4 protein-coding genes are annotated in these 5,676 nt (G+C 72.5%); 2 read left to right on the plus strand and 2 right to left on the minus strand.

Annotated features, from left to right (window positions below):
• On the minus strand, window positions 1-623 hold a 623-nt coding region (locus AB0M28_RS39755; protein WP_365415600.1), incomplete at its 3' end, for a substrate-binding domain-containing protein.
• A gap of 195 nt (window positions 624-818) precedes the next feature.
• Here AB0M28_RS39755 and AB0M28_RS39760 point away from each other — a divergent pair.
• Together AB0M28_RS39760 and AB0M28_RS39765 are read left to right on the plus strand one after the other, a co-directional pair.
• On the plus strand, window positions 819-3,875 hold the full coding sequence (locus tag AB0M28_RS39760; RefSeq protein WP_365415602.1) for an alpha-L-rhamnosidase: 3,057 nt from the start codon (window positions 819-821) through the stop codon (window positions 3,873-3,875).
• A 184-nt stretch (window positions 3,876-4,059) separates the two neighbouring features.
• The gene (locus tag AB0M28_RS39765) at window positions 4,060-5,349 is read left to right on the plus strand and encodes a DUF1343 domain-containing protein (protein ID WP_365415604.1); all 1,290 of its coding nucleotides are present in this window, start codon (window positions 4,060-4,062) and stop codon (window positions 5,347-5,349) included.
• A gap of 45 nt (window positions 5,350-5,394) precedes the next feature.
• Here the strand turns inward: AB0M28_RS39765 and AB0M28_RS39770 are convergent.
• On the minus strand, window positions 5,395-5,676 hold a 282-nt coding region (locus AB0M28_RS39770; RefSeq protein WP_365415606.1), incomplete at its 5' end, for an aldo/keto reductase.

The following is a 5,676-nucleotide window of genomic DNA, read 5'->3' on the forward strand; positions in this document are numbered from 1 at the left end:
TCGATCCACGTGTTCTGGTTCGTCGCCGTCTGCGCCGCCGACAAGATCGCGATCTTGCCCTTCCCGCCGATCTGCTCCGCCAGCAACTGCACCTCGGTCCGCCCCAGATCCTCCGCACTCGCCTGCGACACGAACGCGTTACGACAGTCCGCATTGGTGTCCGAGTCGTACGTCACGACCTTGATCCCGTTGCTCATCGCCTGCTTGAGCGCGGTGCACAACGCGCCCGGATCCTGCGCCGAGACCGCCATCGCGTCCACCTGCTGCTGGGTCAGCGTGTTGACGTACGACACCTGACCGGCCGTGTCCGTGGCACTGTTCGGACCCGTCTCCTTGTACGACGACCCCAGCTCCTGCAGCGCCTTCTCACCGCCCTTGTCCGCGGACGTGAAGTACGGGTTGTTGACCTGCTTCGGCAGGAACGCGACCGTCAGGCCCTTCTTCAACTCGGCGTTCGGATCGGCCTTGGCATCGGACTTCTCCGCGGTCGACTCCTTGCTCTTGACGTCGTCCTTGCTGGTGCCGCCGCAGGCGGTGGCACCGAGCGCCAGCGCGGTCGTCGCGGCGAGTACGCCGCAGGCACGGCGGACGGCGGCTCTGGAGCGGAGGGCGGTTCTGGTCATGAGGGTCTGCCTTTCGAATGAAAGGATTCAAGTGGTTTCAACGGAAGCTAGACCCGCGCCAACTCACCCGTCAACAGTGAGACAGCGGGAATCTTCAACAATCCCCACAAGCCCGCCCGCAACCCCTTGACAGCCCCCGATCATCACCCTACCTTGCGGCGTGAATCGATTCACCCAAAAGGGGGACAGACCGCCATGCCACCGCTCCGTGTCGGCCGCCCGACCGTCGAGTACGTCCGGCACCCCCTCGGACTCGACACCGAACGCCCCCGGCTCAGCTGGCCCATCGAGACCGACGCCCCCGGCGTCGTACAGAGCGCCTACCAGGTCCGGGTCGCGACCGGACCCGAGCGTCTCGCCGACCCCGACGTGTGGGACAGCGGGAGGGTCGCGTCGCGGGACTCGGTCCTCGTCCCGTACGCCGGACCCGCGCTCGCTCCGCGCACCCGCTACTGGTGGACGGTCCGCGTCTGGAGCGAGTCCGGTGACGTCTCCGACTTCAGCGCCCCCTCGTGGTGGGAGACGGGGGTCGGCGGGCAGTGGGCCGCCGGCTGGATCGCCGCGCCCCGGGGCCTGACCGGCGCGCCCGCGCTGGACGGGGCCTCGTGGATCTGGCTCCCCGAGGGGGACCCGGCGGCGCCCCACTGTTTCCGGGCCTCCCTCGAGGTGCCCGCCGGCGTCACCCGCGCCCGCCTGGTCGTCACCGCCGGCGCCGGCTTCACCGCCCACGTCAACGGCACGCAGGTCGTGCACGTGGAGGCGAACGGCCCGGCGGAGCACTGGCGCCACCCGGTCCTCCTCGACGTGACCGAGCACCTCGCCACCGGCACGGCCGCGACCCTGGCCGTCGCCGCCACCAGCCCCTCCACCGGCCCCGCCGGTCTGCTCGGCGTCCTGGAACTCACCACCGCCGACGGGGTGCTGAGGATCGCCACCGACGCTTCCTGGAAGGCGCACGACCAGCCGCCCGCCGACGACTGGCAGGCCCCGGGTTACGACGACTCCGCCTGGCCCCCCGCCCAGGTGACGGCCGCCTGGGGCAGGGTGACGCCGTCGTACGCCCCCGCCGCCCAGCTGCGCCACGGGTTCCGCCTCGCCGCAAAGCCCGTCGCCCGCGCCCGGCTCTACAGCACGGCGCTCGGCCTCTACGAGGCACGGCTCAACGGCCGCCGCGTCGGCACCGACGAACTCGCCCCCGGCTGGACCGACTACGACAAGCGGGTGCAGTACCAGACGTACGACGTCACCGAGCTGGTACGCGGCGGCGCCAACGCCCTCGGCGTCACCCTCGCGGCCGGCTGGTACGCGGGCAGCACCGGCTGGTTCGGCCCCCACCGGTACGGGGACGCCCCCGCGCTCCTCGCCCAGCTGGAGGTCACGTACACCGACGGCAGCACCGACCGCGTCCTCAGCAGGCCCGGCTGGCGGGCGGCCGCCGGCCCGGTCACCCACGCCGATCTGATGCAGGGCGAGGCGTACGACGCCCGGCTGGAGACCCCCGGCTGGACGCTGCCGGACTACGACGACTCCGCCTGGGCCGCGGCCGAGGCGGCCACCGGGGCGACCGGCGCGATCGTCGCGCAGGTGGACGGGGCGGTGCGCGTCCAGCAGGAGCTGCCGGCCCGCGCCGTCACCGAACCCTCCCCTGGTGTCTTCGTCTTCGACCTGGGCCAGAACATGGTCGGCAGGGTGCGCCTGAGGGTGTCCGGCGAGGCCGGCACCGTGGTGCGGCTGCGCCACGCCGAGGTGCTGAACCCCGACGGCTCCGTCTGCACCACCAACCTGCGCACGGCCCGGGCCACCGACACGTACACGCTGCGGGGCGGCGGCGAGGAGACGTACGAGCCGCGCTTCACCTTCCACGGCTTCCGCTACGTCGAGGTCACCGGCTTCCCGGGCCGGCCGCCGCTGTCCGCGGTCACCGGCCGGGTGCTGCACACCGACGCCCCCTTCACGTTCGGCTTCGAGACCGACGTGCCGATGCTCGACCAGCTGCACCGCAACATCACCTGGGGCCAGCGCGGCAACCTCCTCTCCGTCCCCACCGACACCCCCGCGCGCGACGAACGCCTCGGCTGGACCGGCGACATCAACGTGTTCGCCCCCACCGCCGCGTACACCATGGAGTCGGCGCGCTTCCTCACCAAGTGGCTGTACGACCTGCGCGACGCCCAGTCGGCGGACGGCGCCTTCCCGGACGTCGCCCCCGACCCCGGTCCGGTGGGCGGGGGCGTCGCCGGCTGGGGCGACGCGGGTGTCACCGTGCCGTGGGCGCTGTACCGGGCGTACGGCGACCTGCGGGTACTGGAGCAGTCCTGGCCGGCGATGCTGCGCTGGCTGGAGTACCTCGAGGCGCACAGCAGCGGCGGACTGCGGCCGGCCGAGGGTTACGGCGACTGGCTGAACGTCGAGGACGAGACGCCGAAGGACGTCGTCGGCACGGCGTACTACGCGCACAGCGCCGACCTCGTCGCCCGTACGGCACGGGCGCTGGGCCGGGACGCCACCCCGTACCGGGCGCTGTTCGAGCGGCTGCGGGACGCCTTCCGCGCGGCGTACGTGACCGACGGCGGGCGGGTGAAGGGCGATACGCAGACGGCCTATGTGCTGGCGCTGTCGATGGATCTGCTGGCGGACGCCGACCGCGCACCGGCCGCCGACCGCCTCGTCGACCTCATCCGCTCCCGCGACTGGCATCTGTCGACCGGCTTCCTCGGCACGCCGCGGCTGCTGCCCGTGCTGACGGCGACGGGCCACACCGACGTCGCCTACCGGCTGCTGCACCGGCGGAGCTTCCCGAGCTGGGGCTACCAGATCGACCGCGGCGCGACGACGATGTGGGAGCGCTGGGACTCCGTCCGGCCGGACGGCGGTTTCCAGGACCCGGACATGAACTCCTTCAACCACTACGCGTACGGCTCCGTCGGCGAGTGGATGTACGCGAACATCGCCGGCATCGCGCCCGGCGCGCCGGGCTTCCGGCGTCTGGTCGTGCGGCCGCGTCCGGGCGGGGAGGTGGGCCGGGCCAGGGCGCGCTTCGACTCGCTGTACGGGCCCGTCACGACGGAGTGGTCGACCGCCGGAGGCGGCTTCCGGCTGGAGGTGTCGCTGCCGCCCAACACCACCGCCGAGGTGTGGGTGCCCGCCGGCCGGGCGTCGGACGTCGCGGCGGACGGGGCCGGGTTCGTCCGGATGGAAGACGGCTGCGCGGTCTACGAGGCGGGCTCCGGGACGCATCGCTTCACCCGCTGACGGAGTTCCTGGTGGACGTGCTGGGCGTGACGGACGTCCAGGTGCCCAGAGATGTAGACCTTTGGCATGTCGTGCGACATCTGTTGCCACCGGCGCGGTTGAACTAGCTTTCCCGGCGGATCTCCCTCTCGTTCCGCATCCCGTAGCCCCGCACCCCGCACTCCGCACGGATAGGACCACCGTGATGTCCCCTGCGCCCTCCCGCCGTTCGCTCCTCGCCGGCAGCGCCGCCGCCCTCTCCGCACCGCTGCTCGCCGACAGCCCGGCCGCCGCGGCCACCACCGGCTCGGACGACGAGTACGTCGTCACCGGAGCGGACGCCGCGGCGGCCGACGGCTGGTCCGTGCTGCGCGGGCACCGCGTCGGCGTGATCAGCAACCCGACCGGTGTGCTGCGCGACACCCGGCACGTGGTCGACTCGATGGCCGCCGCCGGGCACCTCGACATCGCCGGGGTGTTCGGCCCGGAGCACGGTTTCCGGGGCAGCGCCCAGGCCGGGGACGCGGAGCCGGAGACCATCGACCCGCGCACCGGGCTGACGGTGTACGACGCGTACGGCGCCAACGCCACCAAGATGGCGGAGCTGTTCACGAAGGCCGGCGTGGACACGGTCGTCTTCGACATCCAGGACGTGGGCGCGCGCTTCTACACGTACATCTGGACGATGTACAACGCGATGCTGGCCGCCCGCACCGTCGGCGCCCGCTTCCTCGTCCTGGACCGGCCGAACCCGATCGGCCGGCGCGCGGACGGGGCGATGATGACCGCGGCGTACACCTCGGGGGTCGGGCTGAAGCCGATCATCCAGCAGCACGGGATGTCGGTCGGCGAGCTGGCCCGCTACTTCAACGGCGAGCTGCTGCCGCTGGAGGGCACGGGCGGGGAGGTCGAGCTGGACGTGGTGCGGATGCGCGGCTGGAACCCGTACTCCTTCGCGCAGACCTCCGGGCTGCCCTGGGTGCCGCCGTCGCCGAACATGCCGACGGCGGACACGGCGGCGGTGTACGCCGGGACCTGCTACTTCGAGGGCACGAACCTCTCCGAGGGGCGCGGCACCACCCGGCCGTTCGAGTTCGTCGGGGCGCCCTACCTCGACTACCACTACAGCGACCGGCTGAACGAGCTGGGGCTGGCGGGGGTGGAGTTCCGCGAGGCGTACTTCACCCCGACGTTCAACAAGTACGTCAACGTCAACTGCGCGGGCGTACAGGTCCATGTGACGGATCTGCGGCGTTTCCGGCCGATCCTCGCGGCGGTGGCGATGCTGGTGGAGGCCAAGCGGTACGGCGCCTTCGCCTGGCGGCAGGACAGCTGGGACACCGTGCGGCCGTTCTGGATCGACAAGCTGTCGGGTTCGCCGCGGCTGCGGCAGATGATCGACGCGGGTGCGGGCGCGGCGGAGTGCGTCGCGGCGTGGGAGGACGAGGCGGGGGCGTTCGACCGGACGCGGCGGAAGTACCTGCTGTACCGCTGACCGGGCGGGGGCGACCGACCGCGTGCCGGTCACCCCCGCCGTCTGCTACGCGTCCGCCGGCCGCAGCGCGGTGAGGCGCGCGGTCTCCTCCTCCGACAGCCGCAGCGCGCCCGCCGCCATGTTCTGTGCCAGGTGGTCCGGGTCACCCGTGCCCGGGATCGCCAGCACGTGCGGCCCCTGCTGCAGGGTCCAGGCGAGCCGGACCTCTGCGACCGAGGCGTCGTGCGCGCGGGTGCAGCGTTTCGGCCGCTGGCCGTCGCCGGTGATGGAGGAGGTCGGCCGGGCGCTGGCGGCGCAGTCGGCGGCGGGTGTGCCGCTGGTGGTGAT

Source organism: Streptomyces sp. NPDC051940 (assembly GCF_040680895.1).
Taxonomy (GTDB): domain Bacteria; phylum Actinomycetota; class Actinomycetes; order Streptomycetales; family Streptomycetaceae; genus Streptomyces.

Bases quoted from the DNA above. Each gene is read 5' to 3' on its own strand.
- AB0M28_RS39760 (WP_365415602.1), top strand. From the start codon at position 819: ATGCCACCGCTCCGTGTCGGCCGCCCGACCGTCGAGTACGTCCGGCAC.
- AB0M28_RS39765 (WP_365415604.1), top strand. From the start codon at position 4,060: ATGTCCCCTGCGCCCTCCCGCCGTTCGCTCCTCGCCGGCAGCGCCGCC.